This window comes from Companilactobacillus sp. RD055328, from assembly GCF_022835675.1.
Taxonomy (GTDB): domain Bacteria; phylum Bacillota; class Bacilli; order Lactobacillales; family Lactobacillaceae; genus BQUT01.
Map to the genome: position 1 here is coordinate 335,932 of NZ_BQUT01000005.1, position 21,390 is coordinate 357,321.

20 protein-coding genes are annotated in these 21,390 nt (G+C 32.6%); 1 reads left to right on the forward strand and 19 read right to left on the reverse strand.

Annotated features, from left to right (window positions below; translation table 11 throughout):
* Nucleotides 1–89 precede the first annotated feature (89 nt).
* From RD055328_RS03780 to RD055328_RS03805, 6 genes are all read right to left on the reverse strand, one after another.
* Complete coding sequence (locus tag RD055328_RS03780; protein WP_244087473.1) at nucleotides 90–1,352, reverse strand: dihydroorotase; 1,263 nt, start codon at nucleotides 1,350–1,352, stop codon at nucleotides 90–92.
* On the reverse strand, nucleotides 1,349–2,242 hold the full coding sequence (locus RD055328_RS03785) for an aspartate carbamoyltransferase catalytic subunit (RefSeq protein WP_244087474.1): 894 nt from the start codon (nucleotides 2,240–2,242) through the stop codon (nucleotides 1,349–1,351). The genes RD055328_RS03780 and RD055328_RS03785 overlap by 4 nt, the downstream gene beginning before the upstream one ends.
* A 389-nt stretch (nucleotides 2,243–2,631) precedes the next feature.
* Nucleotides 2,632–3,291: a Crp/Fnr family transcriptional regulator gene (locus tag RD055328_RS03790; protein WP_244087475.1), complete on the reverse strand. Its 660-nt coding sequence runs from the start codon at nucleotides 3,289–3,291 to the stop codon at nucleotides 2,632–2,634.
* A gap of 19 nt (nucleotides 3,292–3,310) precedes the next feature.
* Complete coding sequence (locus RD055328_RS03795; protein ID WP_244087476.1) at nucleotides 3,311–3,856, reverse strand: DNA starvation/stationary phase protection protein; 546 nt, start codon at nucleotides 3,854–3,856, stop codon at nucleotides 3,311–3,313.
* Entirely contained in the window at nucleotides 3,853–4,071 is a 219-nt protein-coding gene (locus RD055328_RS03800) for a heavy-metal-associated domain-containing protein (protein ID WP_375708063.1), read from the reverse strand. The genes RD055328_RS03795 and RD055328_RS03800 overlap by 4 nt, the downstream gene beginning before the upstream one ends.
* A gap of 59 nt (nucleotides 4,072–4,130) precedes the next feature.
* Nucleotides 4,131–5,963: a heavy metal translocating P-type ATPase gene (locus tag RD055328_RS03805; protein ID WP_244087477.1), complete on the reverse strand. Its 1,833-nt coding sequence runs from the start codon at nucleotides 5,961–5,963 to the stop codon at nucleotides 4,131–4,133.
* Nucleotides 5,964–6,098: 135 nt separating this feature from the next.
* On the opposite strand from RD055328_RS03805, the gene RD055328_RS03810 reads away from it, so the two are divergent.
* The gene (locus tag RD055328_RS03810) at nucleotides 6,099–7,040 is read left to right on the forward strand and encodes an NADP-dependent oxidoreductase (RefSeq protein ID WP_244088137.1); all 942 of its coding nucleotides are present in this window, start codon (nucleotides 6,099–6,101) and stop codon (nucleotides 7,038–7,040) included.
* A gap of 31 nt (nucleotides 7,041–7,071) precedes the next feature.
* On the opposite strand, the gene RD055328_RS03815 is transcribed toward RD055328_RS03810, so the two are convergent.
* The 13 genes from RD055328_RS03815 to RD055328_RS03875 all read right to left on the reverse strand — a co-directional run bounded on the left by RD055328_RS03815 (nucleotide 7,072) and on the right by RD055328_RS03875 (nucleotide 21,382).
* Nucleotides 7,072–7,950 (reverse strand): sulfite exporter TauE/SafE family protein, encoded by an 879-nt coding sequence (locus tag RD055328_RS03815; RefSeq protein ID WP_244087478.1) that lies wholly within the window; start codon nucleotides 7,948–7,950, stop codon nucleotides 7,072–7,074.
* 163 nt (nucleotides 7,951–8,113) lie between these two features.
* Entirely contained in the window at nucleotides 8,114–8,515 is a 402-nt protein-coding gene (locus RD055328_RS03820) for a GNAT family N-acetyltransferase (RefSeq protein ID WP_244087479.1), read from the reverse strand.
* A complete protein-coding gene (gene nhaC, locus RD055328_RS03825) occupies nucleotides 8,508–9,902 on the reverse strand; it encodes a Na+/H+ antiporter NhaC (protein WP_244087480.1) in 1,395 nt (464 codons plus the stop codon). Before nhaC ends, RD055328_RS03820 begins: the two co-directional genes overlap by 8 nt.
* An 18-nt stretch (nucleotides 9,903–9,920) precedes the next feature.
* A complete protein-coding gene (tyrP, locus tag RD055328_RS03830; protein ID WP_244087481.1) occupies nucleotides 9,921–11,327 on the reverse strand; it encodes a tyrosine-tyramine antiporter in 1,407 nt (468 codons plus the stop codon).
* A 32-nt stretch (nucleotides 11,328–11,359) separates the two neighbouring features.
* The gene (tdc, locus tag RD055328_RS03835) at nucleotides 11,360–13,210 is read right to left on the reverse strand and encodes a tyrosine decarboxylase (protein ID WP_375708064.1); all 1,851 of its coding nucleotides are present in this window, start codon (nucleotides 13,208–13,210) and stop codon (nucleotides 11,360–11,362) included.
* A 134-nt stretch (nucleotides 13,211–13,344) separates the two neighbouring features.
* On the reverse strand, nucleotides 13,345–14,598 hold the full coding sequence (tyrS, locus tag RD055328_RS03840; protein WP_244088139.1) for a tyrosine--tRNA ligase: 1,254 nt from the start codon (nucleotides 14,596–14,598) through the stop codon (nucleotides 13,345–13,347).
* A 21-nt stretch (nucleotides 14,599–14,619) separates the two neighbouring features.
* Nucleotides 14,620–14,811, reverse strand: a complete 192-nt coding sequence (locus tag RD055328_RS03845; RefSeq protein ID WP_309295421.1) for a helix-turn-helix domain-containing protein — start codon at nucleotides 14,809–14,811, stop codon at nucleotides 14,620–14,622.
* A gap of 370 nt (nucleotides 14,812–15,181) precedes the next feature.
* Nucleotides 15,182–15,763 (reverse strand): ribosome biogenesis GTP-binding protein YihA/YsxC, encoded by a 582-nt coding sequence (gene yihA / locus RD055328_RS03850; protein WP_244087483.1) that lies wholly within the window; start codon nucleotides 15,761–15,763, stop codon nucleotides 15,182–15,184.
* A 64-nt stretch (nucleotides 15,764–15,827) separates the two neighbouring features.
* A complete protein-coding gene (locus RD055328_RS03855) occupies nucleotides 15,828–16,151 on the reverse strand; it encodes a heavy metal-binding domain-containing protein (RefSeq protein WP_244087484.1) in 324 nt (107 codons plus the stop codon).
* A 95-nt stretch (nucleotides 16,152–16,246) separates the two neighbouring features.
* On the reverse strand, nucleotides 16,247–17,500 hold the full coding sequence (clpX, locus tag RD055328_RS03860) for an ATP-dependent Clp protease ATP-binding subunit ClpX (protein ID WP_244088140.1): 1,254 nt from the start codon (nucleotides 17,498–17,500) through the stop codon (nucleotides 16,247–16,249).
* A 108-nt stretch (nucleotides 17,501–17,608) separates the two neighbouring features.
* Nucleotides 17,609–18,898, reverse strand: a complete 1,290-nt coding sequence (tig, locus tag RD055328_RS03865; protein WP_244087485.1) for a trigger factor — start codon at nucleotides 18,896–18,898, stop codon at nucleotides 17,609–17,611.
* A 156-nt stretch (nucleotides 18,899–19,054) separates the two neighbouring features.
* Nucleotides 19,055–20,245: an elongation factor Tu gene (gene tuf, locus RD055328_RS03870; protein ID WP_244087486.1), complete on the reverse strand. Its 1,191-nt coding sequence runs from the start codon at nucleotides 20,243–20,245 to the stop codon at nucleotides 19,055–19,057.
* A gap of 204 nt (nucleotides 20,246–20,449) precedes the next feature.
* Nucleotides 20,450–21,382 carry a hypothetical protein gene (locus RD055328_RS03875; RefSeq protein ID WP_244087487.1) on the reverse strand — a complete coding sequence of 311 codons (933 nt, stop codon included), beginning with the start codon at nucleotides 21,380–21,382 and terminating at the stop codon, nucleotides 20,450–20,452.
* Between the last annotated feature and the right edge of the window lie 8 nt (nucleotides 21,383–21,390).

The following is a 21,390-nucleotide window of genomic DNA, read 5'->3' on the forward strand; positions in this document are numbered from 1 at the left end:
GGAAATATCTTCCCAAAAAATTGCCTTTGTTGTAATTAAAGTAATTTCAAGTTTATAGTCATTAAATATTGAAAATAAATACATAATATCTATCCTCCATAAACCACTTTTCCATTACATACTGTTAATTTAATTTTTCCATACACGAGCCAATTATTAAATGGAGTATTTTTCCCTTTTGAAAGAAAATCATTAGTATCAATAGAATATGAATCCATGATATCGATAATGTTCAAATTAGCTTTTTCACCCACCGAAATTTTAGGAGCTGATAAATTAAAAATATGTGCTGGCTTAGTTGAAATAAGATTAATTAACTCCGTTAGTGGAATAACTGATTCTTTTACTAATTTGGTATAGATTAATGGAAAAACTGTTTCTATTCCGGATATTCCAAAAGCACTGCCAATAAATCCGCCTTCTTTTTTTGAAGCTACGTGTGGGGCATGGTCGGTAGCAATAATGTCAATAACCCCTTCTTGAATTCCTTTTATTAAAGCATCCTTATCTTCTTTTGCTCTTAATGGAGGGTTCATTTTGTAGAGTGCATCATCACTAACTATATCTTCTTCACTTAATAGCAAATGATGTGGTGTTACTTCACAAGTTACATTTAACCCTTTTTCTTTAGCTACTCTAATCATTTCAACACTTTCTTTAGTTGAAATATGACAAGCATGATAATGAACACCAGTTTCAGCAACTAATGCCAAATCTCTTGCCAATTGTGCCGTTTCAGCAACCCTTGATATTCCTGGAAGATTAAATTCTGTTGATTTTGTTCCTTCGTTAATTACACCATTTCCAAAAATATCAGCATCTTCAATATGAGCAGCTAGATGACTGTTTAATTGCTTTATTTTTTTCATAGCTTCAAACATTGTTTTGGTATTCGTCACGCCTTTTCCGTCATTTGAAAATGCAAAAGCTCCTAATTTTTGTAGTTCTACAAAATCTACAAGTTCATTCCCAGTCTCATTAACTGTGATTGGTGCATACTGAACTACATTAATATCTGCATTACTATTCAATTTCAATTGTTTATTAAATTTATCTGTTGTATCTGGAACTGGTGTTACGTTTGGCATAGCTCCAACAGTAGTGAAACCGCCACGTGCTGCTGCTTTAGTTCCCGATTCGATTGTTTCTTCAGTTTCTTTTCCGGGTTGTCTTAAATGTACATGTGGATCTACAAATCCAGGGTTTATAACCATATATTGTGCATCAAAAATTTGTGAATCTGATTCATCTTTAATATCTTCTGATATCTCTGTTATTATTCCATCTTGGATTCTTAAATCCTTTTTTTCATAATTGCCGTTTAAATAGACACGTCCATTTTTTATTATCATTGGGCTTCCTCAAGCAGAACTTCTTCAATCATTGCCATTCTTGCAAAAACACCATTAGTCATTTGTGGGAAAATAACTGACTTATTACATTCAACAACTTCATCAGCAATTTCAATGCCCCTATTTACAGGCGCTGGATGCATAATAATAGCATTTGGAGACATTTTTTTAGATCGATTCATTGTTAATCCATATTTTTCTAAATAATTTTCAGGTGTGAAATCACTACTTTCATTAACATTTAAACGCTCTTTTTGAACACGCAATAACATAATTACATCCATAGTATTTACAAGTTCATCGATATCTCTATATTCACCAAATTTTTGGAATTCTTCTGTATACCATGATTTTGGACCACCGTAATACAAGTTAGCTCCTAATCTCTTAAGTACACTACTGTTAGAATGAGCAACACGTGAATGTTTCAAATCGCCTACTATTGCAACATTCAAGCCTTCAAACTTGCCAAATTTCTCATAAATAGTCATTAAGTCTAGAAAACTTTGAGAGGGATGTTGTCCTTTACCATCACCGGCATTTAATATATGAATATTTAAATCCTTAAGTTCTTGATAATATTCATCTTGGCTATCTCGAATTACGGCAATATCGACACCAATACTTTCTACAGTTTTGACAGTGTCATATAAGGTTTCACCTTTTTTAATAGATGATGTATCAGCGTCAAAATTCAAAATATTCATTCCCAGATTTGATTCTGCCATCTGAAAACTAGTTTTAGTACGAGTACTATTTTCAAAAAACATATTCATAATACTTTTATTGCCAATATTCAACTTTCGCCCTTTCTTAAATTCAAGAGCTCTATTGATGATTCTCATCACATCATCAGTTGTAATTGATTCCATTGTTAAAATGTTTTCCATGATTTCACCTCATCAAAAAAGGGATACTGGTTTTATCCAGTATCCCTAAAGTTTTTGTCAGTATGTACCTAAAAAGACAGAACCTTTAGAATCTCACTGGACTCTATTAAAAATTCCTAAAAACAAAAAGCTTTCATTGCCAGTTCGACAAAGAAAGCCTCTTTTGGGTGGTCTCCCACCAATTGATACTTTCTAAGTCTCTCTGGACTTAATTAAAAGCTATATGTTGAAACTTATGTTACAAAGTTTTGAACCGTAAGTCAATACTAAATTCATCATAAGTTTAAAATAAATATACATGACCCATTGAACAATTAACAATTATTAAAAGTTCACATAAGTATACATTATTTTATTTTAAATTCTTGCTTTTTGTGAAAATCACACCATTAAAAAATATCTTCTAGTTCATCAGAGTTTAAGATCGTAATCGTCAAATGTTTTTTCAGAATCAATTTTTTATCTTCTAAATCTCTTAATTTTCTTGATAACGTTTCAGGTGTGGTTCCTAAATATGTAGCTAGTTCTTTTAACTTGAATGGAAGCTCAACCGTTTGGCTTCTTTGATCAACACTCAAATCGAGTATATAAGTAGCTAATTTGGATTCCACACTCTCTGAGTTAAATAGTTCAACTTGTCGTTCCAACATCCCTATCTTTGTTGCAAAATCCGCTAGTAAATGTTGACTGATTTCTGGATATTCACTTAATAATTCTTGAAACTTAGTTTTAGATAACGTACATAGAGTTGAGTCTTTTAAAGCTGTCGCATATAAACTCTGATTCTCAATTCCATAAAGAGCCTTTTCCCCTTCAAATTCCCCTGGCTGCATAACTCTTAACAGCTGTTCTTTACCATTCTTATTTAACTGATATATTTTAATACTTCCAGATGCAAGTATCATCAGTTCGTTCTGATTATCGGGAGTAAAGAGTAACTCACCTTTTGTCACTTTTTTATGTTGTGTTATTGCAGATATTTTTAATAAATCCGCCTCAGATAATTGTTTAAAGATTGGTACTATTTCTGCGCAAATATGTTGTTTCAAAATACTAACTTCTTTCTACTTAATCTTCATCTTCTTCTAATTCAGCTTTTATTCTAACTATTGAAGTATCTGTTTGAGCTTTTAAAACTCGAAATTCATGTTGACTATATTCAAGAATAGAAATCAAAACTTTTTGAAGACTATATAAATCTTCTTTTTGAGCTAACTTGATTGCTCGTGTAATAAACATCATATTCGTCTGTATATCATCAGCTAGCATGTTTATCATCTTTGTACCTTCATTATATTTATACTTACTATCTTCTTTTAGCATCGTAAATTCTTGAAATTCATCTGAAACACTAGGTACAAACTCCAACTCATCTAGTAATACTTCACCTAATTGGTCTTTAAACTTCAATGTATCATTTAAAAAATCTTGTAAATGATTTTGTAGGCTAATCTTATTATCACCTACATAATACCACTTCACTTGTTGAATCTTTTGTTCTAGGATTTGTAAATTAGAAATAATATGACCTGACATTGCTCCAGCAGTTGGTGTTTTGTGATCTATTTCCGACTGTTTCAATTCTTGTTGATATAATTCTTCTGGATTCATCATTTCACCTTTACTCCTTTCACTTCATATCCTAGATTTGTAACTGTATCAACTAACTTATTTTGATCTACTTTTGTTTCATCAAAATCAACTTTCACTTTACTTGCGTTGAATAAAACTTTTGCTGTATTAACGCCTTTTATTTGACCAACGCCTGCTTCAATTTTTTGTAGACATGAAGGACATGATAATTCATCTAATTGCATAACTATTTTCATAATATTTCCTCCTTTTTATCTATCATAGTTTCAGTTGAGATTAATATAATTGATTCAAATCAACTTTTGTAATTATATTTAATTAATCTCATTGCATTAATAATTACTACTAGAATACTTACCTCATGAAATAGCATTCCACTTGCCATATTAATAACTCCTAATAGCAATCCAATTAACAACAAGACAACAGTAACAATCGCAATAAAAATATTTTGCTTAACGTTATTTGTAGTCTTCTTACTTAAAGCATACGCATAAACAAGACTTTTCAAACTAGTATTAGTTAATACAATATCTGAGGTTTCAATCGCCACATCAGTCCCGTTTCCCATTGCAATTCCAATATCTGCAGTTGCAAGTGATGGGCTGTCGTTTATACCATCACCGACAAATGCAACAGGATTTTTATGTTGAAACTCTTTTACATATTCCAATTTTTGATCCGGTAATAATTCACCTATGCCCTTATCTACTTTCAATTTATTAGCCACATAATTGACTGCCAATTTATTATCGCCAGAAAGTATAACCAAATTCTTTGCGCCTAACTTACGTAAATCATCTAATGATTCTTGAGCAGTATTCTTCAAGACATCACTGATTCCGATTATTGCTTTTAACTTATATTGCCTTGCATATAATACTGTGGATACACCATCTTGTTGAATCTGATTCAAATCATTTTTTTGAGCTTCTGTTAGCATAACTCCATTGCTATTCAATAATAATTCATTACCTAACAAGGTCTCTTGATAAATTAATCCTTGTCCTTTTATGGTAATAACATCTATTGAATCTTGTTGCCCATCGAAATATTTAGTAATTGCTTGAGCTAAAGGATGATCTGATTTTTGTTCCATACCGTTAATAATGCGTTTATCGTCATCCGTTAATTCTTCATATTCTTTAACTTGGCTGACTACCATTTCACCATTAGTTAAAGTATTCGTCTTGTCAAAAACAAATGTTTTTATTTTAGACATTTGGTTAACAATATTCCCACCTTGTAGTAAGACACCTTTATTAGCTCCGTTTCCGATTCCTGCTACCATCGAGACAGGTGCCCCAATTACCAAAGCTCCTGGACATCCCAAAACTAGTATTGTAATTGCTAATTTAATATCTCTAGTTACTACGAATACTACTAAAGAGATGATAAGTACTGCTGGAGTATAGTATTTAGCAAATTTATCGATGAACTTCTCAGCAGGAGATTTTGTATCTTGAGCTTCTTCAACTAGTTCAATAATCTTACCAAGAGTTGTTTCGTCACCAATTCGAGTTACTTTAACTTCAATATCTCCACTGTCAACAATTGATCCAGCAAATACTTCTTTGTTATTATCTACTGCAACTAATTTTGATTCGCCTGTAATTGCTGCCTGATTAATGTTAGCCTTACCCTTAACAACTTGACCATCTACAGGAATTTGTCCTCCAGGTTTTACGCTAATACGATCGTCTACTTTTAAATCATCAACAGAGACTTTTTCAATTTCACTTGCATTCGTTATTTTGTTAGCCGTTTTAGGTGCTAAATCGACTAACTTACGAATAGAATTGCGAGTTTTCTTTAATGTTTTTTGTTCCAAATAACTACCTGCCAAGAACAAGAATGCTACAATAGCTGATTCTTCAAATTCTCCAATTAATAATCCACCGATAATTGCAATGCTTACTAACAAATCAATGCTAATAACTTTTATTTTCAAAGCCTCATACGCCTTAACAAAAATAGGTACTCCACCAATTATTCCGCCTAGCAAGAAGAAATAATTCCCCACCTTAATTTTTAAGAGTCCTATGGTTATTAATCCCAACGCTGAAAGTATTCCTGTCATAAGCGCAATTTGATTGTTATGTTTATTGATATATTTGATCATCTCCATCACCTCACAATTATTATTAAACATTTTAATGAGATAATAATTGATACAAATCAAGTTGTTTGACTAAATTTATTATTGATTGGTAAACTGTTCTTCTAATTCTAAAAAGAAGGTTCTAGTATTATGACAAAAGATATGCAAGCAGTTGTTATTAATCATTATGGTGATGAAAGCACATTAGAAATGGCAACTCTACCAATCCCAGAAATTACAGATAGCCAAGTATTAGTTGAAGTTAAAGCAACATCAATTAATCCTATCGACTGGAAACTACGCGAAGGTCATCTACAGCAAATGTTTGATTGGGAATTTCCTATTGTCTTAGGATGGGATGTTGCTGGTATTATTAAAGAAGTAGGTTCAAAAGTAACTGACTGGAAAATTGGCGACGAAGTTTTTGCCAGACCTGATACAACAAGAAATGGTACCTATGCGCAATTCACAGCAGTTGACACTAGCTTATTAGCTCATAAACCTAATAATATTTCATTTGAAGAAGCTGCTGCCGTTCCACTAGCTAGTGAAACAGCCTATCAAGCATTATTTACACATGGACATCTACAACCGAATGAGACAGTTCTAATACAAGCAGGTTCTGGTGGTGTAGGAACTTATGCAATTCAACTAGCTAAAGCTCATGGAGCTCATGTAATAACAACTACGAGCCAAAGCCACTTTGAACTTGTCACAGATCTAGGAGCCGATGAAATAGTTGATTATCGTAATGAAAAAATTACCGATAAGTTAAAGAACATTGACTTAGTTATTGATACTCTTGGTGGTGCTAATCAAGAAGAAGCATTCTCAGTTCTTAATCCCAAAACAGGTCGTCAAATCTCTATTGTTGGAGAATCTAAAAATACTCAAGATATTATTAAAGATACTAACTTACAATTCACTGGTATTTGGTTACAACCTAACGGTGATAATTTACAAGAAATCGCTAATTTAATGAGTGAAGATAAAGTTAAATCTATAATTGATTCTGTATTTCCTTTCTCAAAAGATGGGATTGTAAAAGCTCACCAATTAAGTGCTACAAATCATTCAACGGGAAAAGTTATTATTAAATTCTAAATAAAAAAGCTAAGACTAATGTCTTAGCTTTTTATTTATTAAATTTTGTATCTTCTTGTATACTCATAAACATTGATATTGCTGTATAAACAAGGACAACAATAACCAACCATTGAAGCATCGAAGTATTCAGACTCTTAACAAAGAATACTGCAACTAATACTCCTAATACGCCAAAAATAGAAGAGAACAGTGATATTTTCCTTGAATAACTCTGTAATTTAACGAACTGAATACTACCTACTGTAATTGAAAAAGCAGCAGAGCCCATCATGATTGGAAACGCGGCGCTTGGATTTAAACCCATGATATAAACTGTCGCCATTGTTAAGGCAAAAGAGCCAATCCCAATATTATTTAGAGCACCAAAAATAAATAACAAAATAGCAGTAATTAATAACTTGTACCCATGCAATTCTGTGGCAGTCCCATGTGAAGAAATGATATTGAACTTACCGGCAAGGATTAATAATGAAGCAATTATTAATCCCATAGTCACAAAGTACTTAATAGTTTTAATTGGTAATTTAAGAACAAATTTTGGTCCAATGTATGCTCCAATAACAGCAGAAATAATACAAATGACTAAAGTTTTAATATCAACCGTGATGGCTGATAAATAACATAATGCCATCACCATCAAAGGAACAACACATTGTGTATTTAGCGTACCAGTTAATTGTTTGATTGACTTAGTCCAATTAAACTTAGTATATATAGCAGTACTAATTGCAAAATCAGAAATACCAAAAGTCGATAGAAAGAAAATGACAAAAGAGCTAAATGGTAACCACAAAGTGCTAGCATTTTCTTTCATAACTTCAGTTCTATTCTTAATTAAATCTCGAACAAAATAAAAAGCAAATATTATATTAATAAGTATTATTAGTGCTATTAAAATTTCAATCATTATTTATTCCTTTTATTTTGATTGCAGATTTAAGTTTTGTCACTAAGTAATAACTATAGCAAATATTTTAATATTTTATGTAAAAAACATATTAATTTACCGTTTGAATACAAAAAAACCTTCAAAAAAATTTGAAGGTTTTTATTTTGATTGGTATTAATAGTTATCTTTCATCTTTAGGCCATTTCATATAACTATTTGGCCAAGCTGTGAAGCCAACTTTGGGATAGTAATTAACTGCTACATCAGCCGCTAGCAGTACAAGATGAATATCATCACCTACTAACTCATCAACCAAAGATAACAAATTTTTACCGATACCTTGTTTTTGATAATTTTCATCAACACATAAATCAGCCAAATATGCGCTATCAGCTTGATCGCTCAATCCGCGTGCCATTCCTACTAATTCGCCTTGATCCCAAGCTGTACACAAGAAGTCCGCATTATCTATCATCTTTTGTAATCGAGCAATACTGTCTATTCTTCTTTCCAATTTGGAATTGACAATTAATTTTTTTAATTGTAATGGTGTTATAGTCTTATTTTTTTCATAATTAATCATTTTCACCCTCACGACTTATCATTTTTTTATTTAAAATAATCGCTACTAAAATATTTAGAATCGGGGTAATTAAAGGATAGAATGCAAATGGTAAATAATTTATTGTTGAAACACCAAGTGTTCCAGCAATAAACACTCCGCTAACTCCCCATGGAATTAACGCATTAACATTAGCACCTGAAGTTCCTAAAATTCTTGAAAAATATTTTGGTTCAATATTTTGTTTTTCATATTCTTTTTCAAACATTGATCCGGGTAAAATCATTGATAAATATTGTTCACCAACTAATATATTTACTAAGTAACCACTAATTGACGTAGCAGTTACCAATTTTGCCGGATTGTTAACAAATTTACTAATAGAATTAATTATGTTATGGACAACGCCTACTTTGATTAGTAATCCACCAAGAGTTAATGCACATAAGATTAGAGAAATTGATCCCATCATGGAATTAATTCCACCACCACCAATAAATGTATCGACACTTTCTATACCAGAATTACTTTCATAACCATTCATTAACAAATCACCAATATAATGAATATCAAACTTATGATAATGAATCATACCTATTATAAGCGAAGTAAGTGACCCTAATAATAATGATGGTATAGATGGTAATTGAAACCATGCAAATATTAACAGTAACAATACGGGCAATAATAAGATTGGCGTAATTGAAAATGCTTGATTTAGATCGCTACTCATTTTCAAAATATTATCACTTGATCCATGACCACTTAGTGAAGGATTAAATATTATATACAATAACATTGTAATAATAAAACTAGGAATTGAAACTTTAGCGACATTTTTTAAATGCTCGTATAGATTAACTTTAGTAATTCCCGTTGTTAAATTAGATGTATCTGAAAGTGGTGACATTTCGTTACCAAAGAAAGCCCCTGATACAATTGCTCCAACAGTTAATGCTGGATTAATGTGCATCATATTGCCCATTCCAATAAATACTATTCCCATTGTTGAAATCGTTGTAAATGAACTACCTACAACAATTCCTACAACACCACAAACGAAGAAAATTGTGGGTATTAAGAAATTGACATTAATAATTTGAAATCCATAGTACATAATACTTGGTATAACTCCTGAGAATAACCATGAAGCAACCATTACTCCAATTAACATAAAAATAATTATTGGAATAATTCCAGGTTTAATTCCTTCAATAACTCCATCAAAAATTTCATCCCAAGAAAAACCACGAAATTTAACGTAGAACATTAATGCCATGAACGAAAAAAGAATTGGAACTTGCGGTGCAAGGCCCAACCCTATGATACTAATTCCTAATATAACGAAAATACTGATTAGAATGATGTAGCTTTCGAATAAACTTATTTCTTTCTTTAAATTATTCATCTGCTTCACCTTAATAAACTATTTTAAATCTTTTTGAACGTTAACTAGCCAACTGCTCTTCTTATTATGATCGATAATCAATGGAATTACAAACATAACTACAGTGACAATAACAACGAATAACGCATTAACTAAATCAGTAGAAATCAATGTTGCAATTATAATAACTGCAATACCGAATAGTAAGAACCCTGCCCAAGTGAAGGCAACTGCGTTACCTTTCTTTCCTAGCCTATAAGGTCTTTCTATATCAGGTTTTTGTAATCTTAATCTAATGATTGAAAGTGCAATCAATACATATACAATTGCATAAATGATTGTTGTGGCATTTGTAAGTGTTAAGAAAACACCGTTAACATCTTCCATAAATCCATATAGTAATGCAAACAATGAAATACAGATTGATTGTGTTAACACAACATTTCTTGAAACGCCAAATTTATTGACTTTGTGGTAACCCATTTTATCAGAAATTTGACCTTCTTTAGCAACTTGTGTCATTGATTTTGAAGGACCTGTAACCCAGGCTGACAATTGAATTAATACACCAATAACAACCATGAAACTAAAGATGTTAGCAATAATTGTTGGTAATCCTAAAATCTTACACCAGATTAGAATTGGTTGTGTAATATTTGATAATTGTATTTCGTTGTTAGGTACAACAGCTGCAACCAAAATACCATTAAGCAAGTTCATAACAACTAATCCAATAAGTGCAATGAAGATTCCTTTTGAATAATCACGTTTTGCATCTTTTAATCTTGGAATATAAACCGAAGAAATTTCAATCCCAACAAAAACAAAAGCAATTGCGGCAAAATATTGTAGTGATTCAATATTTGAAAAACTTGGTAATAATTTATCCCATGAGAATGATCCTAAGTATGAAATTGGTCTGATACCAACTTTAATCATTGATGCTACACCCATAACAAGCATAACTACAATTGGAATATATACTCCAAGCCAAACACCAACACTTCCACCGAACTTAGCCATATCAAATTTCAAATTCAAGATGGTAATTATCCAATAGAATATCAAGATATTTGCCAAAACAAACCAATGATTGTTTCCAAGTTCTGGATTACCAATTACATTCCCCCATAGAGGTCCGATTGTTGAGGCAACCATAACCATTCCAGGAAACATTTGGACCCATAGCAACCAAGCGGTAGTGAAGCCCCACTTATTACCAAGACCATTCTTTACCCATAATTGAGGACCACCATCATCTTGCATCATAGTTCCTAATTCACCAGAAATCAAAGCAATTGGTAATGCAAAGAAGATAACGGCAAATAGTACATATGTTATTTGTGTCCAACCAGCAGCTGATAGTGAGGGAATACTTCTAACAGTAGCACAAAGTGCCATCGTCATTCCCACAAATGTTCCTAAAGTTATTTTTTTTGAATCCATTATAATACTCCTATTTTCTATTACAAATTTTATTATTTAACAATATCTTCAAGATATTCTTGAATAGCATCATGAATAGAAGAAGTAAAGTATTTAAAGTTTTCTTTGTCATTCATATATGGACTCATAACTGAAGCTCTAATAATTGTAACCTTACCAGCTTTTCTCCATTCATCTTCGCTAAATCCTAAACTCTTAACATAGTTTAAAGGACTGTCGCCATAGTCATCTTGAGCAAAGTCAGTATGTGAAACAATATAACCTTTACTGTATAGGTTTCCATCAACATATGAAGCTTTATTATAGAAATCATGGTTCAACTCATTCATTGCAACTAGATTATCATTACCTTGTTCTTTAACTACGTAATCAACCATATTAAAGTCAGGTGATGTTAATGGATGAATTTCAAATGTTCTACCATCAACGTCAAATGTTTGTCCTTGCAAGAAGTTATAGTATCTTTGTGATCCTTCAATTGAAGCACCAATTAATTTACCATAACCTGAGATATTTAGAGGTAATGTTTGATGAGCAGCCCAAACGGCAGCAGCTGTAGCACCAGCTTTTGATCCTTCAAGAATGTAAGCACCAAGAAGTGCAGGAATATCAGCACCTTTTTCGAATACGTATGTAGCAAAGTATGAAATAACGTCACGCATTCTAATATCTTTTATAGCAATACCACCGGCTGAATAAGGAATATATCCCATCTTATGCGGATCAATTGTTACTGATTCAGCTTCTTCAACTGCTTTGTAAGCATTATAAACTTCTTCTTTAATGTGATTACCTTTTTCAGTAAAGACATTATACTTGTTGAATTCTTCTTCAAGTTTGTCATAAGGAATAAAGTTATTATCTTCGTCTAAGAAAATTGCACGTCCATAACCGCCATAAGCAGCATCAACATGTAAGTAGAAGTAAATATTTTCTTTTTGTAATTTGTTTCTTAATTCAACAATTTTATCGATACTATCAACAGCACCTTCTTCAGTTGAACCTACCACACCAACAACACCTAAAATAGGAATTTGTTTGTCTGTTAATTCACGAATAGTTTTTTCTAGTGCATTGATATCCATACGATAGTGATCGTCAACATCAACTGCAACAACTTGGTCTAAACCAATACCAATAATATCGGCAGCTTTTAACCATGAATAATGTTTTGTACGAGGGATAAGCCATTTTCCAAGTTTGTTCAAATTACGACCTGAACGAGCTGAGGCGTTTTTGATTTCTTCAATCTTATCACCATTAGCAGCAACTAAGTCCATAATTTCTGCAGTTGTCATATTTAGTAATTCCCATTCATCTTTACCTGAAACAGATTCTGGAACTACTTCTTTCAATGCGAATGGAAGTGATTTAATATTTCTTGCATACCAAAGTCCTTCTAAGTTAGCTAATGAACCGTCGGCAACAATGTGTCCCCAACCTTCTTTGTAGCTCATTAATTTAGCAAATTCTTCACCAACTTCTTCTTCCATTTCAGAAGTAGCAGGAGATGACTCATATGCAACGTTATTACCATTCCATAGCATTGCATAAGTATATGCAAGTACGGCTGGCATAAGTGTTTCAGAGTTCATGTGTCCCCAATATCTACCAGCTGAATGCCAAGGAACTGATTTGTCTCTTAGTCTTCTAGAAACTTCAGCAAGAACATCTTTCATATGGTTTTGTGTTTTAATAAAACTTTCAGATGATTGTTCTTCAGGCGTAATCATTGCCTTGTCTTTTGGGAAATAGTTCTTTCTCCAACCGACATGTTCGTCAATTAAATCTGACATTACTTTTTTAAAGTAATCACCGTTTTCTGCTTTATCACCAATGAAAAGTGCTGATAAATCTAAATCTTTTTGATCATTCATATTCATGGTCAAAACCTCCGTTAATTAATTACCCCGTAAGGAGTATCTAAATACAATATAACCGTTTGGAATTACCCTGTAAAGGGTTTCTAAAAAATAATAATAAAAAAAGAAGTCATATTACATGACTTCTTTTTTTATTATTTGATTTTTGCCAAGAAGTAGTTCTTTTTACCTCTTCTAATAACAATGAACTTACCGCTAAATGAAGAGCTTGGATCAATAACGGTTTCTATATCTGTAATTCTTTCTCCATTAATGTAAATTGCCCCATTATTAACATCTTCTCTTGCTTGTCGCTTAGAAGAATCCACTTCGGCAGCAATTAATAAATCTACAATATTAATTAATTCGTTTTCAATTGTTGCAGATGGAACAGAATTAAATGCTTGTTCTGCTTCTTTGACACTTAAAGCCTTTATATCACCCTGGAATAAACTTTCAGTAATCTTCTTAGCTTCTGTTAAATCTTCTTCTCCATGAACAAATCTTGTAACTTCTTCTGCCAATTTAATCTGAGCTTCACGTTTTTCTGGCTGTGTCTTAACTTTTTCGTGTAAATCATCAATTTCTTCTTTTGTTAAAAATGTAAAGAACTTTAAGTATTTAACAACATCACGATCATCTTGATTTAACCAGAATTGGTAAAATTCGTATGGAGATGTTTTTTCTGAATCTAACCATACTGCTCCTCCCGCTGTTTTACCGAACTTTGTACCGTCAGCTTTTAACATAAGTGGAATTGTTAAACCGTAAACTTCTTCATCCGCACCGTCAATTTTGTGAATTAAATCAATACCTGCCGTAATGTTTCCCCATTGATCACCACCTCCAATTTGTAATTGGATATTATGTTGATGATGTAATGTCCAAAAGTCAACTGATTGTAAAATTTGGTATGTGAACTCTGTAAATGATATTCCATTTGCTAATCTACTTGCTACAATATCTTTAGCAAGCATTGTGTTAATATTAACAAGTTTTCCGTAGTCTCTTAAAAAATCTAGCAATGATATTTTTGATAGCCAATCGAAATTATTTACCATTGTTACATTTGCATCACCACCGAACAATAATTGCATTTGTTTGGTTAGAGCATCAACATTATGTTGAACTTGTTCCATAGTTTGTAGTTGGCGCTCTGTTTTACGTCCCGATGGATCTCCAATACTACCTGTAGCGCCACCAATTAAAATAAATGGATGATGTCCAGCTAATTCAAATCTCTTCATCATCATAAATGGAATTAGATGTCCAATATGCATGCTATCACCCGTTGGATCAACACCACAGTATAGAGCAATTTGTTTTTCAGATGTTAGCTTTTTCAAACCTTCTTCATCAGTAGTTTGATTAATAGCATCTCTCCATTTTAATTCATCAATAATATTCATCATAATTAAGCACTCTCCAAATTATTTTATATTTTTTCTTGCATTTACTTCTGTCTGTCCCGTAATAGCTTCCATTGCTTTTCTTGTAACCACTAATTGTTTACCAAATCTTCGAATCGACCCCTTAGGAAACTTATCCGGATATTTTCTGTAAATTTGTCTAACATAATCCGAAGAACGATTCCAACGTTTTGAAGCCTCAACAGAAGACATTATATCTCTATCATCTAATCTAATCATTCCGTATTAATCCTCGGTACCATGCTGTCTTCATATATTCATATTCACTCAAACAAACCACCTCCAAAATAAACAAAAAGCGCCCCTGTATAATTTACAGGGACGCTCACAGCGCGGTACCACCCAAGTTCAGGTAAAAGTTACCTGCTCTCTTTGTTTATATTTAAAATTTTAAAGTATTTCAACATACTGACCTGCATAGCTCACACCAACCGCTATTTCTCTGGACACCGAATCAATATGTTTATTAACTTGATTATAATGCTATACAAAATTAATATTAATGTCAACGTTTTTATAAAGAAAAAGAGCAACAAAATAAAATTTGTACATACAATTACTACTACATGTGGGCTTCAATCCATTGCCAAACTTGGTCTTTACCATATTTAGTTTCGGCACTAAATATTTGAAAATCAGTTGTTTCATCAATTTGCATAGTTTTTCTAATAATACTTTCGCTCTTGTTCCATTGGTTACCTTTAACTTTGTCCATTTTGGTCGCCACGATTAATACTGGTATCTTGTAATATCTAACAAAATCGTACATAGAAATATCGTCTTCACTTGGTTCATGGCGGCCATCAACCAAAATAACGATCCCCTTTAACGGCTTTCTTGTTGTAAGGTATTCTTCAATCATTACCCCAAATTCTTCACGTTGTTTCTTTGATACCTTCGCATAGCCATATCCTGGAACATCAACTAAATATAATTGTTCTTCAATATTATAGAAGTTAAGTTGTTGGGTTTTACCTGGCTTACTTGATGTTCTGGCAAAACTATTACGATTAATTAGAGTATTAATCAAAGACGACTTACCAACATTAGAACGGCCTGCTAACGCTATTTCTGGATAACCTTCAGTTGGGTACTGTTTTGAGCTAACAGCACTCATATTCATTGATACATTATTTACTTTCATAGATAACTCCTTAATGTCTGATATCTATTATATATTAAAAAAGGCGCCATGAGGCGTCTTTTTATTACTTAAATTTAACTGCCGTTCCGTATGCGGCAACAGATTGCATATCAGTTCCAATTGAACCTGAGTCAAAACGCATCATAACAATGGCATCAGCACCCATTTCTTTGGCATTTTCACGCAAACGATCAATTGAAATATCACGTGATTCAGTCATCATCTCTGTATATGCTTTAATTTCTCCACCTACTACATTCTTGAAAGAAGCACCGATGTTTTTAAATACGTTTTTTGATTGTGTTGTTAAACCAAAAACTTCACCAATAATTTCATATTCTTTACCTGGAATTGTTTCGGTTGTTGTAACTAATAATTCTTCAGCCATAATAATTTACTCCCTTTTTAAAGTACTTATATTATAACCTATCAAATATTATTTTTCAGTGAAGACAAATAACAAAAAAAGACGCTTACGCGTCTTTATGCAACTTTACCATTCTTCAATTGTAATTCTGGCTTACCTTTTTTCAAAACAGCATCTTTAGTTACAACGACTTTTTTAACGTCATCTCTACTTGGAATTTCAAACATTGTATCTAGCATTGTTTCTTCAACAATTGCTCGAAGTCCACGTGCCCCTGTCTTACGATCCATTGCAGTTTTAGCAATGGCTTTTAGAGCACTCTTCTTGAATTCTAATTCCACATCATCAAGTTGTAGTAATTCTTGATATTGCTTAATAAGAGCATTCTTTGGTTTTGTTAGAATTTCTACTAAATTATCTTCAGTAAGTTTTTCTAAAGTAGTAATAATTGGTACACGGCCTATAAATTCAGGAATAATCCCAAACTTAACCAAATCTTCTGGAATAATTTGTTGCATCAAACTATCAGTATCCTCAAGATTTACATTAGAATCTGCTGATCCAAATCCAATAGTACGTTCACCTAATCGGTTCTTGATAATTTCTTCTATTCCATCAAAGGCACCACCGATGATAAAGAGAATATTAGTTGTGTCAATTTGAATTAATTCTTGTTGTGGATGTTTACGTCCACCTTGAGGTGGAACACTAGCGGTAGTTCCTTCAAGAATCTTAAGCAATGCTTGTTGAACACCTTCACCTGATACATCACGGGTAATTGATACATTCTCACTCTTTTTAGCGATTTTATCAATCTCATCAATATAAATAATGCCACGTTCTGCACGTTCCACATCATAATCAGCATTTTGTAAAAGTTTTAATAGAATATTTTCAACATCTTCACCAACATAACCAGCTTCAGTTAAAGTTGTAGCATCAGCAATTGCAAATGGTACATCCAAAATTCTAGCAAGTGTTTGAGCTAAGAATGTTTTACCAGAACCAGTTGAACCAAGCATGGCAATATTACTCTTTTGTAGTTCAGTATCGCCTTCTTTAGCTTCATTCATTTTATTAACACGTTTATAGTGATTATAAACTGCAACAGACAAAGCACGTTTTGCAGAGTTTTGTCCAATAACATAATCATTTAAAATTTTATTTATTTCTGTTGGTTTAGGAATATCTTCAAGAACGTTTACAGTTGACTCATGAGCCAATTCTTCTTCAATGATATCCTTACATAAATCAATACATTCATTACAGATATAAACCCCAGGGCCAGCAACTATTTTCTTTACTTGATCTTGAGTTTTTCCACAGAATGAACATTTGATTGAACCATTAACTTCTGTTGTATCCAAAATAGTGAATCCTCCTATTTAACTAACAAATGGTAGTTTATCATCATTTATTAATTCCCGAAAGTAATTGGTCTTAAAAAAAAAGAAACTCTTAAAGAGTTTCTTTTGAAATTATTTTTGAACAGCAGAATCAACAATAATATCAAGAGCTTTTTTAACTGATACATCATGTTTAACCATATCATCAGTTAAAGCTTGACGTACAACAGATTCTTCCATGTTGTATTGACCAGCTAATGACTTGATTTCATCATCAACATCTTTCTTAGTTGGTTTAATCTTTTCAGCTGCAACAACAGCTTCAAGAACTAAATCAGTCTTAACACGTGTTTCTGCGTCTTTCTTGAATTGATCACGTAAATCAGCTTCAGTAGTACCTGTTAGTTGGAAGTACATTTCAGGATTCATACCTTGTGATTGAATTGTGTTCATGTATTGGTTCATTTGGTTATCAACTTCTGTGTTAATCATAGCTTCTGGAATTTCGTCTATTTTAGCATTCTTAACAGCTGCAGATGTTGCGGCTTCTTGAATTGCATTTTCAGCGTCATTTTCCATTCTCTTCTTGATTTCAGCTTTGATGTTTTCTTTTAGTTGATCAAGATTTTCAACATTTTCGTCAACATCTTTAGCAAAATCATCATCTAATTCTGGAAGTTGTTTTTCTTTAACTTCATGAATAGTTGTTGCAAATTCAGCTTCTTTACCAGCTAAATCATTAGCGTGGTAGTCTTTAGGGAATGTAACTTTAACAGTTACATCTTCTGAAGCTTTGTGTCCAACAAGTTGTTCTTCAAAACCAGGAATAAATGAGTTAGATCCTAATTCAAGTGAATAGTTCTTAGCTGAACCACCATCGAATTCTTTGCCATCAACTGTACCTGTATAGTCGATAACAACTGTGTCGCCATCAGCAGCTGCTGCATCTTCTTTAAGAACAAGTTCTGCTTGTTGTTTACGAGTGTTTTCAAGTTCATCTTCAACCATTTTTTTAGTTACAGTAGTTTTTTGCTTAGGAACTTCAAGTCCTTTGTAGTCACCTAATTTAACTTCTGGTTTAACAGTTACAGTAGCCTTTAATACCCAAGGTTCTGTTTCTGATAATGAATCAACATCAATTTTTGGTTGGTCAACTGGTTCAATTTTTGTATCTTCAATAGCTTTGTTATAAGCTTCTGGCAAAACAGCATTTAAAGCTTCTTCATATAAAGCAGCTTCTCCATACATTTTGTTGAAGATTTGTCTTGGCATTTTACCCTTACGGAAACCAGGAGCATTAAGGTTCTTACGAACCTTCTTAAATGCAATATCAAGTCCTTTAGAAATAGTATCTCTATCGATTTCGAATGTTAATTCTCCATCAGTTTTACCTTTTTTAGTCCATTTTGCTTTAGAAGCCATTAGAATTCCTCCGGTTATATATCAATTCTGTAAATCTCATACTAGATGATTTTACCTTAATTAGTTGTGGTTGTAAACGTCTCAGCACTTTTTTATCCATTAAATAAAAAAACCCAAGACAAAGTCTTGAGTTTTTATTTGCTATAAAAATTTATGTTAGTCCAAGATATCTGTAACAGAACCAGCACCAACAGTACGTCCACCTTCACGAACAGTAAACTTAGTACCTTTTTCGATAGCAACTGGAGCAATCAAGTCAACTTCAAAAGTAACTTGGTCACCAGGCATAACCATTTCTACCCCTGAAGGTAGTTCGATAACACCAGTAACGTCAGTTGTATGGAAGTAGAATTGAGGACGGTAGTTTGAGAAGAATGGAGTATGACGTCCACCTTCGTCCTTGCTCATGATATAAACTTCACTCTTGAATTTAGTGTGAGTTTGAATTGAGCCAGGAGCAGCAAGAACTTGTCCACGTTCGATTTGATCACGATCAACACCACGAAGAAGTGCACCGATGTTATCACCAGCTTCACCTGAATCAAGTGTCTTACGGAACATTTCTAGTCCAGTAACAGTTGTCTTCATAATATCTGGTTTCAAACCAATGATTTCAACTTCATCACCAACGTTAACTGTACCACGGTCAATACGACCTGAAGCAACAGTACCACGACCAGTAATTGTAAATACGTCTTCAACAGGCATCAAGAATGGTTTGTCTGTATCACGTTCTGGAGTTGGAACATATTCGTCAACGATATCAAGAAGTTTTTGTACGTTAGCAACTTGGTCAGCATCTCCTTCAAGAGCTTTAAGAGCTGAACCGTGAACAACAGGAATATCATCACCAGGGTAATCGTATTCTGAAAGTAATTCACGAACTTCCATTTCAACCAAGTCAACCAATTCATCATCGTCAACTAAGTCAGTCTTGTTAAGGAATACAACGATGTAATCAACACCAACTTGGCGAGCAAGTAGGATATGTTCACGTGTTTGTGGCATAGGACCATCAGTTGCAGCAACAACAAGGATAGCACCATCCATTTGTGCAGCACCAGTGATCATGTTCTTAACGTAGTCAGCATGTCCAGGGGCATCAATATGTGCATAGTGACGTGCTTTTGTTTCATATTCAACGTGGGCAGTATTAATAGTAATACCACGTTCTTTTTCTTCTGGAGCAGCATCGATGTTAGCGTAGTCTTGAGCTTGTGCCAAGCCTTGGTCAGACAACACCTTAGTGATTGCTGCAGTCAAAGTTGTTTTACCGTGGTCAACGTGACCAATTGTCCCAATATTTACATGGGGTTTTGTTCTCTCATAATGTTCTTTTTCAGCCATTAAAAGATCCTCCTAATTATGCGTTCTTTATAAGAATTCTACTGCAAAAACAAAAAGAGTTTTGCAGCTCACTCTTCAATGATAAATTATACTACTTTTAGGTTTTAATTCAATGATAATCGCCTAAAAATATACTCTTAGAATTATACGGACGGATTATCGAAAAGTAAACACATTTATCATAAATAAATCAAAAATAATTAATTAATTTTCAAAAGTTTCAAGTAATTTACTATATCTATCAAGCCACATCACTATTTTTTCATTTTTCTTGGTTGGCTCAATATAGTCTTGATTATAGCGTTTTAAATAAATATCAATCCAAAAATCAATATCATCAATAATTTCACCTATGAATGGATAACTCATTGAAATATACAATAAAAACTCATTAATCATTAAATTAGCTTCATAGTCATCGTAATTAGCAAGTTTTTTAGACATTATTTCTCGAGCATTAGTATATTCTGGAGAAAATAATAATGTTTTTAATTTAAATGGATTAAATTCACGAATTTCGCCAAAAAAGCTAATTGTATATTGCTTATTTAGTTTAAGTTTCACCAAATTTTCTATAATCTCATTTTTAAAAAGCGGATGTAAATAAGGATTTAATAACAAGTTTTGAGAAACATCTAAGAAATTATTAATCGGTAAATATTTCATATTACGAATTTTACTTGCTTGTATGCCGGCTTGCATAGTAACCAGAGACATTAACTCTTTTTCTTGATTTTCAATATCTTTTTGATGGTCAGATATAAAAGCACGCTCACATTCTTCTAGCTGGTCACTAATTCGACTTATTTCATCATCACTTAATATCGTATATTCATCTTCTTTAACTATTTCCAAAAACTGATATGTCATTAAAAATTCGTTGGCATCCATTAAAATTTGAAATAAAAACTTTGCGTCTACATCATTTTCCAGATAACGACCATAATAAATAGAAGCTTGATCAACAGCATCATCAAATTTCCCAATTTTCAATAAACTAGCAACAATTTTTTTGTTAATATCAAATGTATTTTTTATTAAAGAAGCTTGTCCAAAAAAATAGATAGCTTCTTTCCAGTTACGTTTTTCAAGTGCCTCTTCGCCTTGTCTAACTAAATCAGATCTATCATTATCCATTGTTTAAC